14 protein-coding genes and 3 pseudogenes are annotated in these 18,923 nt (G+C 62.6%); 6 read left to right on the top strand and 11 right to left on the bottom strand.

Annotated features, from left to right (window positions below; translation table 11 throughout):
- Positions 1–284 precede the first annotated feature (284 nt).
- The 8 genes and pseudogenes from KI241_RS19750 to gcl form a co-directional block, all read right to left on the bottom strand.
- Positions 285–1,283 carry a sulfate ABC transporter substrate-binding protein gene (locus KI241_RS19750; RefSeq protein WP_042731742.1) on the bottom strand — a complete coding sequence of 333 codons (999 nt, stop codon included), beginning with the start codon at positions 1,281–1,283 and terminating at the stop codon, positions 285–287.
- A gap of 85 nt (positions 1,284–1,368) precedes the next feature.
- On the bottom strand, positions 1,369–2,193 hold the full coding sequence (locus tag KI241_RS19745) for an ion transporter (RefSeq protein WP_042731743.1): 825 nt from the start codon (positions 2,191–2,193) through the stop codon (positions 1,369–1,371).
- A gap of 21 nt (positions 2,194–2,214) precedes the next feature.
- Complete coding sequence (locus tag KI241_RS19740) at positions 2,215–3,117, bottom strand: urea transporter (protein WP_042731744.1); 903 nt, start codon at positions 3,115–3,117, stop codon at positions 2,215–2,217.
- Positions 3,118–3,285: 168 nt separating this feature from the next.
- Positions 3,286–4,700 (bottom strand): annotated as a pseudogene (pyk, locus tag KI241_RS19735) (pyruvate kinase).
- Positions 4,690–5,969, bottom strand: a pseudogene (locus KI241_RS19730) (glycerate kinase). Before KI241_RS19730 ends, pyk begins: the two co-directional pseudogenes overlap by 11 nt.
- Positions 5,970–6,118: 149 nt before the next feature.
- Positions 6,119–7,009 (bottom strand): 2-hydroxy-3-oxopropionate reductase, encoded by an 891-nt coding sequence (locus KI241_RS19725; protein ID WP_042731747.1) that lies wholly within the window; start codon positions 7,007–7,009, stop codon positions 6,119–6,121.
- Between the two features lie 162 nt (positions 7,010–7,171).
- A complete protein-coding gene (gene hyi / locus KI241_RS19720; protein ID WP_212802901.1) occupies positions 7,172–7,954 on the bottom strand; it encodes a hydroxypyruvate isomerase in 783 nt (260 codons plus the stop codon).
- Positions 7,955–8,122: 168 nt separating this feature from the next.
- Positions 8,123–9,897 (bottom strand): annotated as a pseudogene (gene gcl / locus KI241_RS19715) (glyoxylate carboligase).
- Between the two features lie 267 nt (positions 9,898–10,164).
- On the opposite strand from gcl, the gene KI241_RS19710 reads away from it, so the two are divergent.
- Positions 10,165–10,605, top strand: coding sequence for a heme-binding protein (locus KI241_RS19710; RefSeq protein WP_123578363.1), 441 nt, complete (start codon positions 10,165–10,167; stop codon positions 10,603–10,605).
- A gap of 209 nt (positions 10,606–10,814) precedes the next feature.
- A complete protein-coding gene (locus KI241_RS19705; RefSeq protein WP_212802900.1) occupies positions 10,815–11,273 on the top strand; it encodes a transposase in 459 nt (152 codons plus the stop codon).
- A gap of 130 nt (positions 11,274–11,403) precedes the next feature.
- Here KI241_RS19705 and KI241_RS19700 read toward each other — a convergent pair whose 3' ends face one another.
- Positions 11,404–12,009 (bottom strand): TetR/AcrR family transcriptional regulator, encoded by a 606-nt coding sequence (locus tag KI241_RS19700; protein WP_047736459.1) that lies wholly within the window; start codon positions 12,007–12,009, stop codon positions 11,404–11,406.
- Between the two features lie 130 nt (positions 12,010–12,139).
- Between KI241_RS19700 and KI241_RS19695 the strand changes: the two genes are divergently transcribed.
- Positions 12,140–13,054 (top strand): DUF808 domain-containing protein, encoded by a 915-nt coding sequence (locus tag KI241_RS19695; protein ID WP_047736458.1) that lies wholly within the window; start codon positions 12,140–12,142, stop codon positions 13,052–13,054.
- A 131-nt stretch (positions 13,055–13,185) separates the two neighbouring features.
- Here KI241_RS19695 and KI241_RS19690 read toward each other — a convergent pair whose 3' ends face one another.
- Together KI241_RS19690 and KI241_RS19685 are read right to left on the bottom strand one after the other, a co-directional pair.
- Complete coding sequence (locus tag KI241_RS19690; RefSeq protein ID WP_042731486.1) at positions 13,186–13,974, bottom strand: VacJ family lipoprotein; 789 nt, start codon at positions 13,972–13,974, stop codon at positions 13,186–13,188.
- Positions 13,967–15,265, bottom strand: coding sequence for a serine/threonine protein kinase (locus tag KI241_RS19685; protein WP_042731485.1), 1,299 nt, complete (start codon positions 15,263–15,265; stop codon positions 13,967–13,969). The genes KI241_RS19690 and KI241_RS19685 overlap by 8 nt, the downstream gene beginning before the upstream one ends.
- Positions 15,266–15,637: 372 nt before the next feature.
- Between KI241_RS19685 and KI241_RS19680 the strand changes: the two genes are divergently transcribed.
- The 3 genes from KI241_RS19680 (at position 15,638) to KI241_RS19670 (ending at position 18,770) form a co-directional block, all read left to right on the top strand.
- The gene (locus KI241_RS19680) at positions 15,638–16,492 is read left to right on the top strand and encodes a glycine betaine ABC transporter substrate-binding protein (protein WP_042731484.1); all 855 of its coding nucleotides are present in this window, start codon (positions 15,638–15,640) and stop codon (positions 16,490–16,492) included.
- A gap of 311 nt (positions 16,493–16,803) precedes the next feature.
- Positions 16,804–17,115: a DUF485 domain-containing protein gene (locus tag KI241_RS19675; RefSeq protein WP_042731483.1), complete on the top strand. Its 312-nt coding sequence runs from the start codon at positions 16,804–16,806 to the stop codon at positions 17,113–17,115.
- Positions 17,112–18,770: a cation acetate symporter gene (locus KI241_RS19670; RefSeq protein WP_042731482.1), complete on the top strand. Its 1,659-nt coding sequence runs from the start codon at positions 17,112–17,114 to the stop codon at positions 18,768–18,770. The genes KI241_RS19675 and KI241_RS19670 overlap by 4 nt, the downstream gene beginning before the upstream one ends.
- Positions 18,771–18,923 lie beyond the last annotated feature (153 nt).

Below are 18,923 nucleotides of genomic sequence, written 5' to 3'. Positions count from 1 at the left end.
TCAGTCAACAGGTGGGATGGCGAGAGGCTAAAGCGTTATGGCGCTCGAGGACAGGCTTTAGGGCTGATAACAGACATGCTTGCGCTTGATGATGAGCTCATCGAGAGAGCGCTTGCGCTGTCTTTGTGGCGAGGGGATTTATCCCCGTTGGGCTGCGAAGCAGCCCCCAAAATGCAGCCGACGCGTTTTGTCTGAAACACAGCGGTGTCCGATTCCAGGACTGCTGCGCAGCCCAGCGGGGATAAATCCCCTCGCCACAGGACCGCGCATGACTCATTTTTTTCTTACTGGCCGCTGTAGATCTGGTCGAAAATCCCGCCGTCATTGAAGTGGGTCTTCTGCACGGTGCGCCAGTCGCCGAAGGTCTTTTCCACCGACAGGAAATCCACTTTCGGGAAGCGGTCGGTGTACTTGGCCAACACGGCCGGGTCCCGTGGGCGCAGGTAGTTGGCGGCGGCGATTTCCTGGCCTTCTGGTGACCAGAGGTACTTGAGGTAGGCCTCGGCCGCGGCGCGGGAGCCTTTCTTCTCGACCACTTTGTCCACCACGCTCACCGGTGGCTCGGCTTCGGCGGAGACGCTGGGGTAGACCACTTCGAACTGGTCGCGGCCGAACTCCCGGGCGATCATTTCCGCTTCGTTTTCAAAGGTCACCAGCACATCGCCGATCTGGTTGGTCATGAACGTGGTGGTGGCGGCGCGGCCGCCGGTATCCAGCACCGGTGCCTGCTTGAACAGCTTGCCGACGAAGTCCTTGGCCTTGTTCTCGTCACCGCCGTTCTTGAGGACATAGCCCCAGGCCGACAGGTAGGTGTAGCGGCCGTTGCCGGAGGTTTTCGGGTTGGGCACGATCACCTGCACGCCGTCCTTGAGCAGGTCGGGCCAGTCTTTCAGCGCCTTGGGGTTGCCCTTGCGCACGATGAACACCGTGGCCGAGGTGAACGGGGCGCTGTTGTTCGGCAGGCGGGTGACCCAGTTGTCCGGGACCAGCTTGCCGTTGTCCGCCAGGGCGTTGATGTCGGTGGCCATGTTCATGGTGATGACATCCGCCGGCAACCCGTCGATCACTGAGCGCGCCTGCTTGCTGGAGCCGCCGAAGGACATCTGCACGGCGATGTTTTCGTTGTGCTCGGCTTGCCAGTGTTTCTGGAAGGCCGCGTTGTAGTCCTTGTAGAAATCGCGCATCACGTCGTAGGAAACGTTGAGCAGGGTCGGGGCGGCATGGGCCAGGTTGCCGAAGGCCAGGCCGGCGGCGAGAAGGGAGGCGCCAAAGAAGTTCTTCACTGCGAATTCCTTTTTATTGGGACGGGGAGTGCCGGGCAAACTAGCCGCAAGCGCATAGGTCTTCAAGCATTTAAAAGTACTTTGCTTATTCCAATTTCTTGAACAGCGCGTTGCCACAACGGGCACAAAAGGCCGCCGCCTGTTCATGGCTGTTCTTGTTGCACACCGGGCAGTCATGCTTGAGCTGATCGCCGCGCATGGCGGTGGCCAGTTCGGCGGTGAAAATGCCGGTGGGCACGGCGATGATCGAGTAACCGGTGATCATCACCATGGAGGACACCACCTGGCCCAGCGGCGTCTTGGGCACGATGTCGCCGAAGCCCACGGTGGTCAGTGTCACGATAGCCCAATAGATGCCCTTGGGAATGCTGGTGAAGCCGTGCTCGGGGCCTTCGATGACATACATCAAGGTGCCGAACACCGTCACCAGGGTCGAGACGCTGACCAAAAAGACGATGATCTTCTGCTTGCTGCCCCGCAATGCCGCCATCAGGTAGTTGGCCTGCTTGAGGTAGGGGCTGAGCTTGAGCACGCGGAAGATCCGCAGCATGCGGATGATACGAATGATCAGCAGGTACTGGGCATCGCTGTAGTACAGCGCCAGGATCCCCGGCACGATCGCCAGCAGATCCACCAGCCCATAGAAACTGAAGGCATAGCGCAACGGCTTGGGCGAGCAGTACAGGCGCAAGCCGTATTCGACGATGAAGATGAAGGTAAAGCCCCATTCGATGCCGGCCAGCACGGACGCATAGTCCTGATGCACGCTGTCGATGCTGTCGAGCATCACGATCACCAGGCTGGCGAGGATGATCAACAACAAGGTGCTGTCGAAACGCCGGCCGGCCACGGTGTCGGTCTGGAAAATCATGATGTAGAGGCGTTCACGCCAATTGTTGTTGCTGTCCATACCCATCGCCTGATCTCGGAATCAGCGAAGCCTAGGGTGATTGCCCCGCAGAGCGCAAGGCGCAGCATCGAGACGGGCCTGGTGCCAGGTGCGACGGCTGGCCTGGACCAGCCAGCAGGCCAGGATGAAGGGGGCCGTCAGCGGCGCCAGGCCGAGGGCGCCGAAGCCCGGCGTGAGCAGGATCGCCAGCAGGATGCCCGTCAACGGCAGCCACGGCCGGCGGCGGTGCGGGCTGAGGGCCAAAGCCACCAGCGCCGGGTTGTAGCCGGCCAGGCCGGACAGGGCGGCGGCGTGGTCAGTGTGCAGCAGGGCGACGCCCAGGCCGGCGACCGAACCGAACAGGGCCCAGCCTGCGGCGCGTCGGTTGGCGAGCAACAGGCCCAGGGCAATCAGTGCCCCGGCCCATGGGCCGTCGAGCAGCATGACCTGGCTCAATCCGTTCAACGGCGCGGCCAGCAGGTTGGGCAACGTCAGGGCCGCCGGGGGTGGCGACGCTGGCGGCGTGGCGAACGCCAGCAGCAGCCAGCCCAGTCCCACGAACGGCGCTGTGTAGGCGGGCAGGCTGCGGGGGCTGCGGGTTCGCTTGAGCCATTGCTGGGTCAGCATCGCGCCGAGACCACCGCCGGCGATGACCAACGGCGGCAACAGGATGGACCCGGGCAAGGTGAGGCCCAACAACAACCCCAGCAGGATGCCGTTGTAGCTGAACAGCCCGGCCTGGCGATCCGCCTTGGGGTAGCCGCGCCGCTGGGCCGTGAGCAACCCGGCCACGCCGCCGAGCAATGCCCCTGCGAACAGGGCCGGGGCGCCAAGCAGGATCGCCAGCAGGCACAACAGGCCGCACAGCGGATGGCGCTGGAGGAAAATCTGGCTGAAGCCGTTGAGCAGGGCGGTGGCCCAGTCGGGGCAGTGGGTGTTGGGCATGGTTGTGTGTCTGATAAACCAGGGTGATCCCTTCGCGAGCAAGCCCGCCGCAGCGTTCACCAAGCCCCTATCGGAGCGTAACGCTGTTTACTCAAGGTCCATCACTTACCACGGGGCGGTGACGTCCTTGTGGGAGCGGGCTTGCTCGCGAAGAGGCCAGTACAGGCGCTAGATCAATGTCTCGATACGCAACGAATTGGTCGACCCGGTTGCCCGAACGGCACGCCTGCGGTGATCAGCAGGGTGTCGCCACGCTGGGCCATGCCTTGGGCCTGGGCGATTTCCAGGGCGGTGGAGCACACCTCGTCCACTTGCCGCAACCGGTCGTTGACCACCGAGTGCACGCCCCAGGCCACCGTCAGGCGGCGCGCGGCGGCGAGATTCGGCGTGAGGTTGAGGATCGGCACCGTTGGCCGCTCCCGCGCCGCCCGCAGGCTGGAGGCGCCCGACTCGCTGTAGTTCACCAGCACCGCCACCGGCAGGATGCTGCTGATGCGGCGGATGGCACAACTGATGGCGTCCGACACCGTGGCCTCGGCTTTCGGCCGGCTGACGTCCAGTTGCGCCGGGTAGTCGGGGCCGTTTTCCACCTGGCGGATGATCTTGCTCATCATCTGCACCGCCTCGAGGGGGTAGTCGCCCGACGCGGTTTCCGCCGAGAGCATCACCGCGTCGGCCCCTTCGGCCACGGCGTTGGCCACATCGGTGACCTCGGCGCGGGTCGGCGCCGGCGAGAACCGCATCGACTCGAGCATCTGCGTGGCGACCACCACCGGTTTGCCGAGGGCGCGGCAAGTGCCGATGATGCTTTTCTGGATCTGCGGCACGCTTTCGGCCGGCACTTCGACGCCCAGGTCACCGCGGGCAACCATGATCGCGTCGCACAGTTCAGCGATTTCCCGCAGTTGGTTCACCGCCGATGGTTTCTCGATCTTCGCCATCAGGAACGCCTTGTCCCCGATCAGGGCCCGGGCTTCGCGGATGTCGTCGGGACGCTGGACGAACGACAGTGCCACCCAGTCCACGCCCAGCTCCAGGCCGAAGCTCAAGTCGCGCCGGTCCTTTTGGGTCAGCGGACTCAGGTCGAGCACGGCCTGGGGCACGTTCACGCCCTTGCGGTCGGACAGCTCGCCGCCGTTGAGCACCTCGGTGTCGATGGCGTCGCTGTGCCGTGCCGTCACCCGCAGGCGCAACTTGCCGTCGTCCAGCAGCAGGTCCATGCCGGGCTCCAGGGCCGCGATGATTTCCGGGTGGGGCAGGTTGACCCGGCGTTGATCGCCCGGCGTCGGGTCCAGGTCCAGGCGCAGGGCCTGGCCGCGTTGCAGCAGCACCTTGCCGTCGGCAAACCGGCCGACCCGCAGTTTCGGGCCTTGCAGGTCCATCAGGATACCCAGCGGGTAGTTCAACTGCTGTTCGACGTCACGAATCCAGCGGTAGCGCTGGGCGTGATCGGCGTGGTCGCCGTGGCTGAAGTTCAGGCGGAAGATGTTCACGCCGGCCTGCACCAGGTCGCGGATGTCATCGATGCCACGGGTCGCGGGGCCGAGTGTGGCGAGGATCTTGACCTTCTTGTCAGGCGTCATGTTTGGGGGCCTCGAGAATCAGGATGGCGCGAAAGTCGTTGACGTTGGTGCGGGTCGGCTCGGTGATGATCAGCCCGTCCAGTGCGGCGAAGTAGCCGTAGCCGTTGTTGTCGTCCAATTCATCGCTGGCGTTCAGGCCCAGTTCGGCGGCGCGGCGATAGCTGTCCGGGGTCATGAGGGCGCCGGCGTTGTCCTCGGAGCCGTCGATGCCGTCGGTGTCGCCGGCCAGGGCATAGATGCCGGGATACCCCTTGAGGCTGTCGGTCAGGCTCAGGAGGAATTCGGCATTGCGGCCCCCCGGCCATGGCCGCGCACGGTGACCGTGGTTTCGCCGCCGGACAGGATCACGCACGGGGCCGGCAAGGGCTGGCCGTGCAGGGCGATCTGCCGGGCGATACCGGCATGGACCTTCGCCACCTCCCGGGATTCGCCTTCCAGGTCGCCGAGGATCAACGGGCTGAAGCCGGCCTGACGGGCTTTCACGGCAGCCGCTTCGAGGGACTGCTGGGGCCGGGCGATCAGCTGGAAATGGCTGCGGGCCAGGCTCGGGTCGCCAGGCTTGACGGTTTCCGATTCCGGGCTTTGCAGCCAGGCGCGCACGGAGGCGGGGACCTCGATGTGGTAACGCTTGAGGATCGCTAGGGCCTCGGCGGAGGTGCTCGGATCGGCCACGGTAGGGCCGGAGGCGATGACCGTGGCGAGGTCCCCGGGCACATCGGAAATCGCATAGGTGTAGACCGTTGCCGGCCAGCAGGCCTTGCCCAGGCGCCCGCCCTTGATCGCCGAGAGGTGCTTGCGGACGCAGTTCATCTCGCCGATGGTGGCGCCGGACTTGAGCAGGGCTTTGTTAATCGATTGCTTGTCGGCCAGGGTGATGCCGGCCGCGGGCAGTGCCAGCAATGCCGAGCCTCCACCGGACAGCAGGAAAATCACCCGGTCGTCCTCGGTCAGGTGACTGACCAGTTCCAGCACTCGCCGGGCAACCGCCAGGCCGGCTGCATCGGGTACCGGGTGGGCGGCTTCCACCACTTCGATTTTCTCGCAGGGCGCGCCATGGCCGTAGCGGGTTACCACCAGGCCCGAGACCTCGCCCTCCCAGCAGCGCTCGACCACCTGGGCCATGGCGGCGGCAGCCTTGCCGGCACCGATGACGATCACCCGGCCGCTGCGGTCGCGGGGCAGGTATTGTTCAAGGACGTGCTGCGGATGCGCCGCGTCGATGGCCGTGGCAAACAGCTCGCGCAGCAATTGTTGCGGATCGACCGACATGGCGGGCTCCCGGGTTCTTATTGTTTTGAAGTTGATGCAGGCCTTGTGGGAGCGAGCTTGCTCGCGATAGCGGTAATTCAGACAACATCATTGTTGAATGTGAAATAGCCATCGCGAGCAAGCTCGCTCCCACAGGGTTTTGTGGTGGATCAGTTATCGCGGATCGAGAAATTCGCCATGTGCTCCAGGCCCTTGATCAGCGCCGAGTGATCCCAGTTGCCGCCGCCGAGGGCCGCGCAGGTGCTGAACACTTGCTGGGCGTTGGCGGTGTTGGGCAGGTTGATGTTCAACTCCCGGGCGCCTTGCAGGGCCAGGTTCAGGTCCTTCTGGTGCAGGCTGATGCGGAAGCCTGGGTCGAAGGTGCCCTTGATCATGCGTTCGCCGTGGACTTCCAGGATCTTCGACGAGGCGAAGCCGCCCATCAGGGCCTCGCGCACCTTGGCCGGGTCCGCGCCGTTCTTCGCGGCGAACAGCAGCGCCTCGGCCACGGCCTGGATGTTCAGGGCGACGATGATCTGGTTCGCCACCTTGGCGGTCTGGCCATCGCCATTGCCGCCCACCAGGGTGATGTTCTTGCCCATGGCCTGGAACAGCGGCAAGGCGCGTTCGAACGCCGCGCTGTCGCCGCCGACCATGATGCTCAGGGTGGCCGCCTTGGCGCCGACTTCGCCGCCAGACACCGGCGCATCGAGGTACTGCGCGCCTTGTTCATTGATCTTCGCCGCGAACGCCTTGGTGGCGGTGGGGGAGATCGAGCTCATGTCGATCACCACCTTGCCCGCGCCGACGCCAGCCGCCACGCCATCGGCGCGGAACAGCACGTCCTCGACCTGAGGGGTGTCCGGGACCATCACGATGATGAACTCGGCTTCCTGGGCCACTTCCCGTGGGTTGGCCAGCGCCACCGCGCCGCCGGCCAGCAGGTCAGCCGGGGCCGCGTCGTGGTGCTGGGACAGCAACAGACTGTGACCGGCCTTTTGCAGGTTCAATGCCATGGGGTGGCCCATGATGCCGGTGCCGATGAATCCGATTTTAGCCATGGGGGAAATCCTCTTGTTGTCTAGGGCCCGGTGTTTCTGTGGCGAGGGAGCTTGCTCCCGCTGGGTCGCGAAGCGGCCCCAGAAATCGTGCCGGGTAAAATCATGCGTCTGCTTCGCAGCCGAGCGGGAGCAAGCTCCCTCGCCACAAAAGCTCGCGCGGCATCAGATCGCGTTATGGTTTTTCAGCCAGCCCAGTCCCGCTTCGGTGGTGGTCAGGGGCTTGTATTCGCAGCCGACCCAACCGGCATAACCGATGCTGTCCAGGTGTTCGAACAGGAAGCGATAGTTGATCTCGCCGGTGCCCGGCTCATGGCGTCCGGGGTTGTCCGCCAGTTGCACGTGGTTGATCTCGCCCAGGTGCGCGGCCAGGGTCCGGGCCAGGTCGCCTTCCATGATTTGCATGTGATAGATGTCGTATTGCAGGAACAGGTTGGCGCTGCCCACCTGCTCGCGGATCGACAGGGCCTGGGCGGTGTTGTTCAGGTAGAAGCCGGGGATGTCGCGGGTGTTGATGGCTTCCATCACCAGTTTGATGCCCTTGGCTTGCAGCTTCTCGGCCGCGTACTTGAGGTTGGCGACGAAGGTTTTCTGCACCAGGGCCTCGTCACAGTTCTGCGGGCGGATCCCGGCCAGGCAATTGACCTGGGTGTTGCCCAGCACCTGAGCATAGGCAATCGCCAGGTCGACACCGGCGCGGAACTCCTCGACCCGGTCCGGCAGGCAGGCAATACCGCGTTCGCCCTTGGCCCAGTCACCGGCCGGCAGGTTGAACAGCACTTGGGTCAGGCCATGGGCGTCAAGCTGCGCCTTGAGTTCGGCGCTGCTGTAGTCGTAGGGGAACAGGTACTCGACCCCGCTGAAACCGGCCTTGGCGGCCGCTTCGAAACGGGCGAGGAAATCCTGCTCGGTGAACAGCATGGACAGGTTGGCGGCGAAACGCGGCATGACAATCTCCTGTAGAGGTGTAGGGACCCTTGTGGCGAGGGAGCTTGCTCCCGCTTGAGTGCAAAGCACTCACAAAATGGGCTGCTGCGCAGCCAGCGGGAGCAAGCGCCCTCGCCACAGGTCCGGTGATGTCCTTCATGAACAGCAGTGCCTGTGGAGGCGTCAGTGTCAGTCAAGCAACGAAATGGCCGTCGGCGCATCGTTGCCCACCAGCGCCAGGTCTTCGAATTCGTTGACGGCGTTGATCTCGGTGCCCATGGAAATGTTGGTCACCCGCTCCAGGATAACCTCGACAATCACCGGCACCTTGAACTCCTCGATCATGGCCTGGGCCTGGCGCAGCGCCGGCTGGATGCCGGACGGCTCGAACACCCGCAACGCCTTGCACCCCAGGCCCTCGGCCACGGCGATGTGGTCCACGCCATAACCGTTGAGCTCTGGCGCGTTGAGGTTATCGAAGGACAGCTGCACGCAGTAGTCCATGTCGAACCCGCGTTGCGCCTGGCGAATCAGGCCCAGGTAAGAGTTGTTCACCACCACATGGATGTACGGCAGCTTGAACTGCGCGCCCACCGCCAGCTCTTCGATCATGAACTGGAAATCATAGTCGCCCGACAGCGCCACGACCTTGCGGCTCGGATCAGCCTTGACCACCCCCAGCGCGGCCGGAATGGTCCAGCCCAAGGGGCCTGCCTGGCCGCAGTTGATCCAGTGGCGCGGCTTGTAGACGTGCAGGAATTGCGCGCCGGCGATCTGCGACAGGCCGATGGTGCTGACGTAGCAGGTGTCCTTGCCGAACACCTGGTTCATTTCCTCGTACACGCGCTGGGGCTTGACCGGCACGTTGTCGAAGTGGGTCTTGCGCTGCAGGCTCGCCTTGCGTTGCTGGCAGTCCTGCACCCAGGCGCTGCGGTCCTTCAACTTGCCGGCGGCTTGCCACTGGCGGGCGACTTCGATGAACAAGGTCAGGGCCGAGGCTGCGTCGGAAACGATGCCTAGGTCAGGTGTGAACACCCGGCCGATCTGCGTGGGCTCGATGTCCACGTGAATGAAGGTGCGGCCCTCGGTGTAGACATCCACCGAGCCGGTGTGACGGTTGGCCCAGCGGTTGCCGACGCCCAGCACCACATCGGACTTGAGCAGCGTCGCGTTGCCGTAGCGGTGGGATGTCTGCAGGCCGACCATGCCGACCATCAGCGGGTGATCGTCGGGGATCGTGCCCCAGCCCATCAAGGTCGGGATGACCGGGATGCCGGTCAGCTCGGCGAACTCCACCAGCAGCTCACTGGCATCGGCGTTGATGATGCCGCCGCCCGCTACCAGTAATGGCCGCTCGGCCTGGTTCAGCAGGCTCAGCGCCTTCTCGATCTGCACGCGGTTGGCGGCAGGCTTGGCCAGGGGCAGTGGTTGGTAGGCGTCGATGTCGAATTCGATCTCGGCCATCTGCACGTCGAAGGGCAGGTCGATCAGCACCGGGCCCGGGCGACCGGAACGCATTTCATAGAAGGCTTTCTGGAACGCGTAGGGCACCTGGCCAGGCTCCAGGACGGTGGTCGCCCACTTGGTCACCGGCTTGACGATGCTGGTGATGTCCACGGCCTGGAAGTCTTCCTTGTGCAGGCGGGCGCGGGGGCCTGGCCGGTGATGCACAGGATCGGGATGGAGTCGGCGCTGGCGCTGTAGAGACCGGTGACCATGTCGGTACCGGCCGGGCCCGAGGTGCCGATGCACACGCCGATGTTGCCCGCTTTGGTGCGGGTGTAGCCCTCGGCCATGTGCGAGGCACCTTCCACATGGCGAGCGAGGACGTGATCGATGCCGCCCACTTTTTGCAGGGCAGAGTACAGCGGGTTGATCGCCGCACCCGGGATGCCGAAGGCGGTGTCCACGCCTTCGCGGCGCATCACCAGGACGGCGGCTTCGATTGCTCTCATTTTGCTCATGCTTTTGTGCCTCTTACGTTTTGTAATTGTATACAAGCTGCTGTGCGTCGAGTGTATTCACGCTAAGCGGCGCAGGTCAATCCATTTTCTCAAGCGCCTGTTTTATTCGTCGAAAGCCCACGGGGAAGGGTGTTTTTCGTCAGTGTAGGGGCTTTGTGATAATTATTGTATACAAAAATATATTTTGTTGTGTTCTATTTGTGGTGTTCGGTTTTGCTTGAAGTGAAACCCGAAAGGCTCTCCCATCACAAAAAAAGGACAGCACCCATGAGCGCTCTAACCTTGAACGTCGCCGTCAACCTGGCCGGCCAAGCCCTTGCCGCCGGCCGCGAAATCAGTGCCGCCCCCCTGACCGTCGCCATCCTCGACAGCGGCGGCCACCTGATCGCCCTGCAACGCGAAGACGGCGCGAGCCTGCTTCGTCCCCACATCGCCATCGGCAAGGCCTGGGGCGCCATCGCCCTGGGCAAGGGCTCGCGCCTGCTGGCCCAGGACGCCCAACAACGCCCGGCCTTCATTGCCGCGCTGAACAGCCTGGGGCAGGGCAGCGTGGTACCGGTTCCGGGTGGGGTGTTGATCAGGGATCAGGACGGGAGGGTGTTAGGGGCGATTGGTGTGAGTGGTGATGTTTCGGATGTGGATGAGCAGGTGGCGGTCAGGGCGGTGGAGGCGTTGCAGTTGAGGGCGGATGCGGGGGTGGTCGCTTGATTTCGTTGTGAATGGACTGGCGCCTTCGCGAGCAAGCCCGCTCCCACAGGTTAGTGGACACAAAATGTATGAACACCAGAAACCCCCTGTGGGAGCGGGCTTGCTCGCGAAGGCGATCGACCAGACACATCCGGCTAAAGGTTGGCCCCAGGATTCTCCAATTCCAAAGCTAGCCTTTCAGGACTTCATCCAGGAAAGGACTCGATGGAATGCCTGCACGTTCAGCTTCGCATCGCCTGCGCATCGGTCGATGGGCAGAGCCAAATCGCATCTATCTGCTGACAGCCAACACGTTGGAGCGCGAACCTGTTTTCGGGGACTACGGTCTGGGCAGAATAGTTATCCACCAGTTCAGGGCAATAGAGAAATGTGGCATTGCAGACTCGTTGGCTTTCGTCGTAATGCCTGACCATTTTCATTGGTTGATCCAACTGCATCGCGGCTCTTTAGGGCAGTTGATGTGTCAGGTGAAATCTTTAAGTGTCAGGGGCGTCAACGAGAAGTCTGGGAGAACGGGGAGTCTCTGGCAGCAGGGCTACCATGACCGGGCGCTGCGACGGGAAGAAAATCTGGTCAAGCTTGCCCGGTATGTCGTGGCCAACCCATTGCGGGCCGGTTTGGTCAAACGGTTTGGCGACTATCCTTTGTGGGATGCGATCTGGGTTTGAGCTTAAATCGAGTCGGCCCATTCGCGAGCAAGCCCGCTCCCACAGGGGGTTGCGGTGTCCATATCTTTCGTATCAACCATCAGCACCTGTGGGAGCGGGCTTGCTCGCGAATAGGCAGCGACTCGGTGTATCAGCCTGTCTCACACCCTTTCAACACCAACCGGGTAATCGTCTGCGCCGCCGCTTCGTAATCGGCTTCATCCAGCTTCGCCTTGCCGGTGATGGCGGTGATCTGCCAGTCGAAATCAGCGTAGGTCTGGGTGGCGGCCCAGATGCTGAACATCAGGTGGTTGGGGTCGATGGGGGCGATCTGGCCGCGGTTGATCCAGGTCTGGATGCAGTCGATGTTGTGCCGGGCCTGGGCGTTGAGTTGTTCCACCAGGTCGGGGCTCAGGTGGGGGGCGCCGTGCATGATTTCGCTGGCGAAGACCTTCGAGGCGAAGGGCAGGTCGCGGGAGATGCGGATCTTGGAGCGAATGTAGTGGCTGAGCACTTCACTCGGTACGCCGTCGGCATTGAAAGGGGTGGACGCCTGGAGGATCGGTTCGATGATGCTTTCCAGGACCTCGCGGTAGAGGTTTTCCTTGGATTTGAAGTAGTAGTAGACGTTGGGTTTGGGCAGGCCGGCCTTGGCCGCGATGTCGCTGGTCTTGGTCGCGGCGAATCCCTTGTCGGCAAATTCCTCGCTGGCGGCACGCAGGATCAGTTCTTTGTTGCGCTCGCGGATAGTGCTCATAAACCCAGGGGTTCCTTGCCTGTTCTGGCGGTGGCGCATGGTAGCACCGGCCTCGCGCGGCGCTCAAGAATGCCCCGAGGGCCGCGGCTCGCGGTATGCTGCGCGGCATTATTGTTCAAGGAGCCCCTCCATGGCTGGAAGCAGTTTGCTGGTACTGATCGACGACATCGCCACCGTGCTCGACGACGTAGCGTTGATGACCAAGATGGCCGCCAAGAAAACCGCCGGTGTGCTGGGCGACGACCTGGCGCTCAACGCCCAGCAAGTCTCTGGCGTGCGTGCCGAGCGGGAACTGCCGGTGGTCTGGGCCGTGGCCAGGGGCTCGTTCATCAACAAGTTGATCCTGGTGCCCTCGGCGTTGGCGATCAGTGCCTTCGTGCCCTGGCTGGTGACGCCGCTGCTGATGGTGGGCGGTGCCTACCTGTGCTTCGAGGGCTTTGAAAAGTTGGCCCACAAGTTTCTTCACAGCCCGGCCGAGGACCAGGCCGGACACGCGCAGTTGGCCCAGGCAGTGGCTGACCCGGCGGTCGACCTGGTGGCTTTCGAAAAGGACAAGATCAAGGGCGCGGTGCGCACCGATTTCATCCTCTCGGCGGAAATCATCGCCATCACCCTGGGTACGGTGGTCGATGCCACGCTGACCCAGCAGGTGATCGTGCTTTCCGGCATCGCCATTGTCATGACCGCCGGCGTCTATGGCCTGGTGGCGGGGATCGTCAAGCTCGACGACCTGGGGCTCTGGCTGACACAAAAGCCGGGGCAGGCCGCCCAGCGTATCGGCGGCGCCATCCTGCGCGCCGCGCCCTACATGATGAAAAGCCTGTCGGTGATCGGCACGGCGGCGATGTTCTTGGTGGGCGGCGGCATCCTCACCCACGGTGTGCCGGTGGTGCACCACTGGATCGAAGGTGTGGCGGCCAGCGCCGGCGGCGCGGGGTTCATCGTGCCGATGTTGCTCAATGCGGTGGCGGGGATCGTGGCGGGTGCGGTGGTGTTGGCGGGGGTGATGGCAGTGGGCAAGATCTGGAAAGCGTTGAAGGGCTAGACCTGGCAACGCAAAACAACTGTGGGAGCGGGCTTGCTCGCGAAGGCGGTGTGTCAGTTAGCACATAGGTTACCTGACACACCGCCTTCGCGAGCAAGCCCGCTCCCACACTGGTTTTGGGGGCGCCCAAACTACTCGGCAATCTGCAACTTGCGCGACTCCGTGTACACGTAGCGGACTTTTTCATACTCGAACGGCGAGTTCAGCTGGCCGTAGCGGAAGCTGGTCTGGTAACGCTTGTCCACGCCTCGCAGGAGCAGCAGTTCCGGGTGGTTGGCGCTGACTTCGGCGACGTTCAGGAAGTTGATCGCCGATTCGGCGGTGTAGTCCACCAGCAAGCCCGAGGTGTCGCGCAGGTTCGACGGGCCGAAGATCGGCAGCACGAAATACGCGCCGGCCGGTACGCCGTAGAAGCCCAGGGTCTGGCCGAAGTCTTCGCTCTGGCGCGGCAGGCCCATGGCGGTGGCGGGGTCCCACAGGCCGGCGATGCCGACGGTGGTGTTGAGCAAAAGCCGCGCCGTGGTCTCCATCGAACGCTTGCCCTTGAACTGCAACAGGCTGTTCATCAGGTTCGGCACATCGCCCAGGTTGTTGAAGAAGTTGCTGACCCCGGTGCGCACGAAGCTGGGGGTGATGTAGCGGTAGCCATCGACGACGGGCAGGAACACCCATTGGTCGAAGCGGTAGTTGAAGTGATAGACCCGGCGGTTCCAGGATTCCAAAGGGTCGTACACGTTCAGGGCGTTGAGGGTCGAGCGCTCGAATTCGCGCTGGTCCAGCCCCGGGTTGAACTTGAGCTTGGTCAGTGGTTCCTTGAAGCCATCCGGGTCCACCACCGCTGGCGCAGCGGTCTTGCCGTCGTCGGCGTGCACCATGCCCGCCCCCAGGAGCGCCGCAATAAGCAGGAGATATTTAGCCACGGAAGAACTCCAGCATGGCGTCGCTGTTGACGCGGTAGTTAAGGTTGCCGCAGTGGCCGCCCAGTGGATAAACCGTCAGGCGATCGCCAAAGGTCTTGCGCAGGAAGCCCAGGTCGCCCGGGCCAAGGATGACGTCGTCGGCGTTGTGCATGACAGCGATCTTCGAACTGGCCTGCAGGTAATCCTTCAATGCATACAGGCTGACCTGGTCGACCAGTTGCAACAGGCTGCCGCCGTCGGTGCGCGCGCGCCACATCGGGATCACCTGCTCGGTGAGGTAGCAGTCGAAGTCGCATTGCAGTGCGCGCTTGAGGAACGGCGTCAGGCTGGTGCTTTCGGTGATCGGGAACTTGGGCGGGATGATCAGGCCGCGACGGTTGATCAGGTCCGACGTGAACGCGATGTCGGCCGCCGAGAAGCGGAAGGACGTGCCGATCAGCATCGCCATCTGCTCGTTGCTCAGGTGTTGCTTGGATTGCTGGAAGTCGTAGAGCAGGGCGTCGTTGAGGTCGATGTAGCCTTTTTGCTGGAAGTAGCGGGTCAGCTTGTTCAGCACCAGCTCATAAAAGGTGGTGGTGCTGTTGATGCCCTTGACCTGGGTCTGCACCAGCTTGTCCAGGTTGGTGATCGAGGTGTAGAGGTTCACCGGCGGGTTGAGCAACAGGACTTTCTTGAAGTTGAAGCTGCGCCGGGTTTCGTCCAGGTGCGCGACGAAGGCCGCATCCAGTGCGCCCAGGCTATAACCGGTGAGGTAATACTCGGTCACCGGCAGCTTGGGGTTTTGCGCACGCACGGCCTGCATCACCCGGTACATGTCCTCGGCGTCTTCCTTGGAAATGCCCGGTGTGGCGAAGCGTGAAGCCGCGCTCATGAAGTCGAAGCTGGTGGGCGATGACAGCTGCACCACGTGGTAGCCGGCCTTGTAGTAGAGGCGCTTGAGGTATTCGTTGAGGCTGCTGTCGTAGCGCGCGCCGGTGCCGGCGATCAGGAAGATCAGCGGTGCCGGCTTGTCCTGGGTGGCCAGGCGGTAGGTGAGGCTTTTCACCGGCCAGAAGTTGTCCGGCAGGATGAACTCGCGTTCCGGGCGCAGTTTCAGGCTGTGGTCGGACTGATTGATGTCCTCGATCAGCGGCAACTCCGGGCGCAGGTCCGGCGGGGTGGTGGCAATGGTCGCCTCGAACGGGTTGGTCAAGGGGTAGCCATAACTGGCGGCGTCAATATCTGCCGCCAGCGCGGACGCACTCAGGATAAGGCCGCCGAAGAGGGCAGCGAAGCGCAAGGAACGGAGCATGACGAGATCCCTAAGAGGAAGGTGCCGAATGAGGTTCGCAGCCTATGACCACCGAAGCGAAGCCAAGTGCCATGATCGGCACGAAACAGGCACGCAGTGGGTGCAATAGTAGCGGGACGATACACGTTCGGCCCCGGTGATGGCTAGTTGGGCGCTGCGTGTCGCAGCTGGCGTTCTGATGTCGTTTCTCGGTTTATCGAGGTCGCTGACAGAGCAGGATACGGATCGGCGCAGGTTGATGATCGACGCGTCAGTACTCCACTGGCGTTCGAACCGGTTTGGGTGAGCGAGCGTGATGGGGGCGCTGTGACCATAACAACACGTTGACGCTGCTCGGCATCCGTCGGGCGCAGCACTTTCGGGGAAGTAACGATGAAGATGCGACGACTCTTGGGCGCAGGTGCCGCACTGGTACTGGCGATCAGCTCCACACTGGCCAGTGCCGAAACCAAAACCCTGAGCATCGGCTACGTTGACGGCTGGTCCGACAGCGTCGCGACCACGCACGTCGCGGCCGAAGTCATCAAGCAGAAGCTGGGCTACGACGTGAAGCTGCAAGCGGTGGCGACCGGGATCATGTGGCAAGGCGTGGCTACCGGCAAGCTCGACGCCATGCTCTCGGCCTGGCTGCCGGTGACGCACGGCGACTACTGGGCCAAGAACAAGGACCAGGTGGTCGACTACGGTCCCAACTTCAAGGACGCCAAGATCGGCCTGATCGTGCCTGAATACGTCAAGGCCAAGTCCCTCGAGGACCTGAAGACCGACGACTCCTTCAAGAAACGCATCGTCGGCATCGACGCCGGTTCAGGCGTGATGCTCAAGACCGAACAGGCCATCAAGGACTACGACCTGACCGGCTACCAACTCAAGGCCAGTTCCGGCGCCGGCATGATCGCCGAGCTGACCCGTGCCGAGAAGAAGAACGAATCCATCGCCGTGACCGGCTGGGTACCGCACTGGATGTTCGCCAAGTGGAAACTGCGCTTCCTGGAAGACCCGAAAGGCGTCTACGGCGCGGCTGAGACCGTGAACAGCATCGGTAGCAAGGAACTGGACACCAAAGCGCCGGAAGTGGCTGCCTTCCTGAAGAAATTCCAATGGGCTTCGAAAGACGAAATCGGCGAAGTCATGCTGGCCATCCAGGAGGGTGCCAAGCCTGAAGCCGCTGCCAAGGACTGGGTCGCCAAGCACCCGGACCGCGTCAAGGATTGGACTGGCAAGTAATCCGCCTGATCCAGTGATCCCGAAAGCCGCATGACGTCGTGTCATGCGGTTTTTTTATGCCCGCCTATTTTGAACATTGTCCATAACCTTGTAGGAGCGGGCTTGCTCGCGAAAGCGGCCTGCCTGCAAATCAGGTATTGCCTGGCGCACCGCCTTCGCGAGCCAGCCCGCTCCTACATGAATCCGTGAAAAATGTCGGGAAACTGGCAAAACCGTCATGTCGTTCTAATACTAAGGTCGTCTGGAACCTGGCCTTGGGCCGCATAGAGTAGAGTCGTTCCAACTTAAATTGTGCTGCGAGGATAAAAACAATGAACGACAGCATTTACCTCTCGATTCAAAACAGCCCGCGCTTCAAGGAGCTGGTGAGAAAAAGGGAAAGGTTCGCCTGGATTCTCTCGGCGATCATGCTAGGGCTGTACGCCGGATTCATCCTACTGATTGCCTACGGGCCACACGTGCTCGGGGCCAAGATCGCGCCCGAGTCGACGATCACCTGGGGCATTCCCATCGGTGTCGGCCTGATTATCTCGGCTTTCATCCTGACCGGTATCTACGTGCGACGTGCCAATGGCGAGTTCGACGACCTGAACAATGCGATTCTCAAGGAGGCTCAGCAATGATCCGGCGTCTACTGGCTCTCTCGAGCATTGCAGCGTTCGCCCCGGGTGCCTGGGCGGCTGAGGCCCTGACCGGGGCCGTGCAGAAACAACCGCTCAACGTCTCGGCCATCATCATGTTCGTGGCCTTCGTCGGCCTGACCCTGTGCATCACTTACTGGGCGTCCAAGCGCAGCAAGTCGGCCAGTGACTACTACGCCGCTGGCGGCCGGATCACCGGTTTCCAGAACGGCCTGGCGATTGCCGGTGACTACATGTCGGCGGCGTCCTTCCTGGGGATTTCCGCCCTGGTATTCGCTTCCGGCTACGACGGTCTGATCTACTCGATCGGCTTCCTGGTGGGCTGGCCGATCATTCTGTTCCTGATCGCCGAGCGCCTGCGTAACCTGGGTAAATACACCTTCGCCGACGTGGCGTCCTATCGCCTGGGGCAGAAGCAGATCCGGACCCTGTCGGCCAGCGGCTCGCTGGTGGTCGTGGCGTTCTACCTGATCGCGCAGATGGTGGGCGCCGGCAAGCTGATCCAGCTGCTGTTCGGCCTGGACTACCACGTCGCGGTGATCCTGGTGGGCATCCTGATGTGCCTCTATGTGCTGTTCGGCGGCATGCTGGCCACCACCTGGGTACAGATCATCAAGGCAGTGCTGTTGCTGTCGGGTGCTTCGTTCATGGCTTTGATGGTCATGAAGCACGTGAACTTCGACTTCAACATGCTGTTCTCCGAAGCGGTCAAGGTTCACCCTAAAGGTGAAGCGATCATGAGCCCGGGTGGCCTGGTGAAGGATCCGGTTTCGGCCTTCTCCCTGGGTCTGGCGCTGATGTTCGGTACTGCTGGCCTGCCGCATATCCTGATGCGCTTCTTCACCGTGAGTGACGCCAAGGAAGCGCGCAAGAGCGTGCTGTACGCCACAGGCTTCATCGGCTACTTCTACATCCTGACCTTCATCATCGGCTTCGGCGCGATCCTGCTGGTCAGCACCAACCCGGCCTTCAAGGACGCGGCAGGTGCCTTGCTCGGTGGCAACAACATGGCGGCGGTGCACCTGGCCGACGCGGTGGGTGGCAGTATTTTCCTCGGCTTTATCTCGGCGGTCGCCTTCGCGACCATCCTGGCGGTGGTGGCCGGCTTGACGCTGGCAGGCGCTTCGGCGGTGTCCCACGACCTGTACGCCAGCGTGATCAAGAAAGGCAAGGCCAACGAAAAGGACGAGATTCGCGTCTCGAAGATCACCACCATCGCCCTGGCGGTGCTGGCAATCGCCCTGGGCATCCTGTTCGAGAAGCAGAACATCGCGTTCATGGTGGGCCTGGCGTTCTCCATCGCGGCGAGCTGCAACTTCCCGGTGCTGCTGCTTTCGATGTACTGGAAGAAGCTGACCACCCGTGGCGCCATGATCGGCGGCTGGCTGGGCCTGGTCAGTGCCGTGGGCCTGATGATCCTGGGCCCGACCATCTGGGTGCAGATCATGGGTCACGAGAAGCCGATCTACCCGTACGAGTACCCGGCGCTGTTCTCGATGGCCATTGCCTTCGTGGGCATCTGGTTCTTCTCCATCACCGACAAGTCGGCTGAAGCGGCCAACGAGCGGGCGCTGTTCTTCCCGCAGTTCGTGCGTTCGCAGACGGGCCTGGGGGCGAGTGGGGCGGTTAACCATTAATAGAACAGTGGCGAGTTGCAAGCTTCAAGCTGCAAGTTAGAAGCGGTGCAGCATAGGAAAATACCCCTGTCGAGAGACAGGGGTATTTTTTTGTGCCTGGACTAAAGAGGTGATCAGGTCTGCCGCCATCGCGAGCATGCTCGCTCCCACACT

Origin of the sequence: Pseudomonas sp. Cab53, assembly GCF_018325965.1 — a bacterium.
GTDB lineage: Bacteria > Pseudomonadota > Gammaproteobacteria > Pseudomonadales > Pseudomonadaceae > Aquipseudomonas > Aquipseudomonas chlororaphis_E.
This window is presented reverse-complemented; position numbering and strand designations above follow the sequence as displayed.

Excerpts from the sequence above, each read along its gene's own strand:
- KI241_RS19695 (WP_047736458.1), top strand. The coding sequence starts at position 12,140 with ATGGCTGGAAGCAGTTTGCTGGTACTGATCGACGACATCGCCACCGTG.
- KI241_RS19680 (WP_042731484.1), top strand. The coding sequence starts at position 15,638 with ATGAAGATGCGACGACTCTTGGGCGCAGGTGCCGCACTGGTACTGGCG.
- KI241_RS19725 (WP_042731747.1), bottom strand. The coding sequence starts at position 7,009 with ATGGCTAAAATCGGATTCATCGGCACCGGCATCATGGGCCACCCCATG.
- KI241_RS19670 (WP_042731482.1), top strand. The coding sequence starts at position 17,112 with ATGATCCGGCGTCTACTGGCTCTCTCGAGCATTGCAGCGTTCGCCCCG.
- KI241_RS19675 (WP_042731483.1), top strand. The coding sequence starts at position 16,804 with ATGAACGACAGCATTTACCTCTCGATTCAAAACAGCCCGCGCTTCAAG.
- hyi (WP_212802901.1), bottom strand. The coding sequence starts at position 7,954 with ATGCCGCGTTTCGCCGCCAACCTGTCCATGCTGTTCACCGAGCAGGAT.
- KI241_RS19740 (WP_042731744.1), bottom strand. The coding sequence starts at position 3,117 with ATGCCCAACACCCACTGCCCCGACTGGGCCACCGCCCTGCTCAACGGC.
- KI241_RS19705 (WP_212802900.1), top strand. The coding sequence starts at position 10,815 with ATGCCTGCACGTTCAGCTTCGCATCGCCTGCGCATCGGTCGATGGGCA.
- KI241_RS19700 (WP_047736459.1), bottom strand. The coding sequence starts at position 12,009 with ATGAGCACTATCCGCGAGCGCAACAAAGAACTGATCCTGCGTGCCGCC.
- KI241_RS19685 (WP_042731485.1), bottom strand. The coding sequence starts at position 15,265 with ATGCTCCGTTCCTTGCGCTTCGCTGCCCTCTTCGGCGGCCTTATCCTG.
- KI241_RS19745 (WP_042731743.1), bottom strand. The coding sequence starts at position 2,193 with ATGGACAGCAACAACAATTGGCGTGAACGCCTCTACATCATGATTTTC.
- KI241_RS19710 (WP_123578363.1), top strand. The coding sequence starts at position 10,165 with ATGAGCGCTCTAACCTTGAACGTCGCCGTCAACCTGGCCGGCCAAGCC.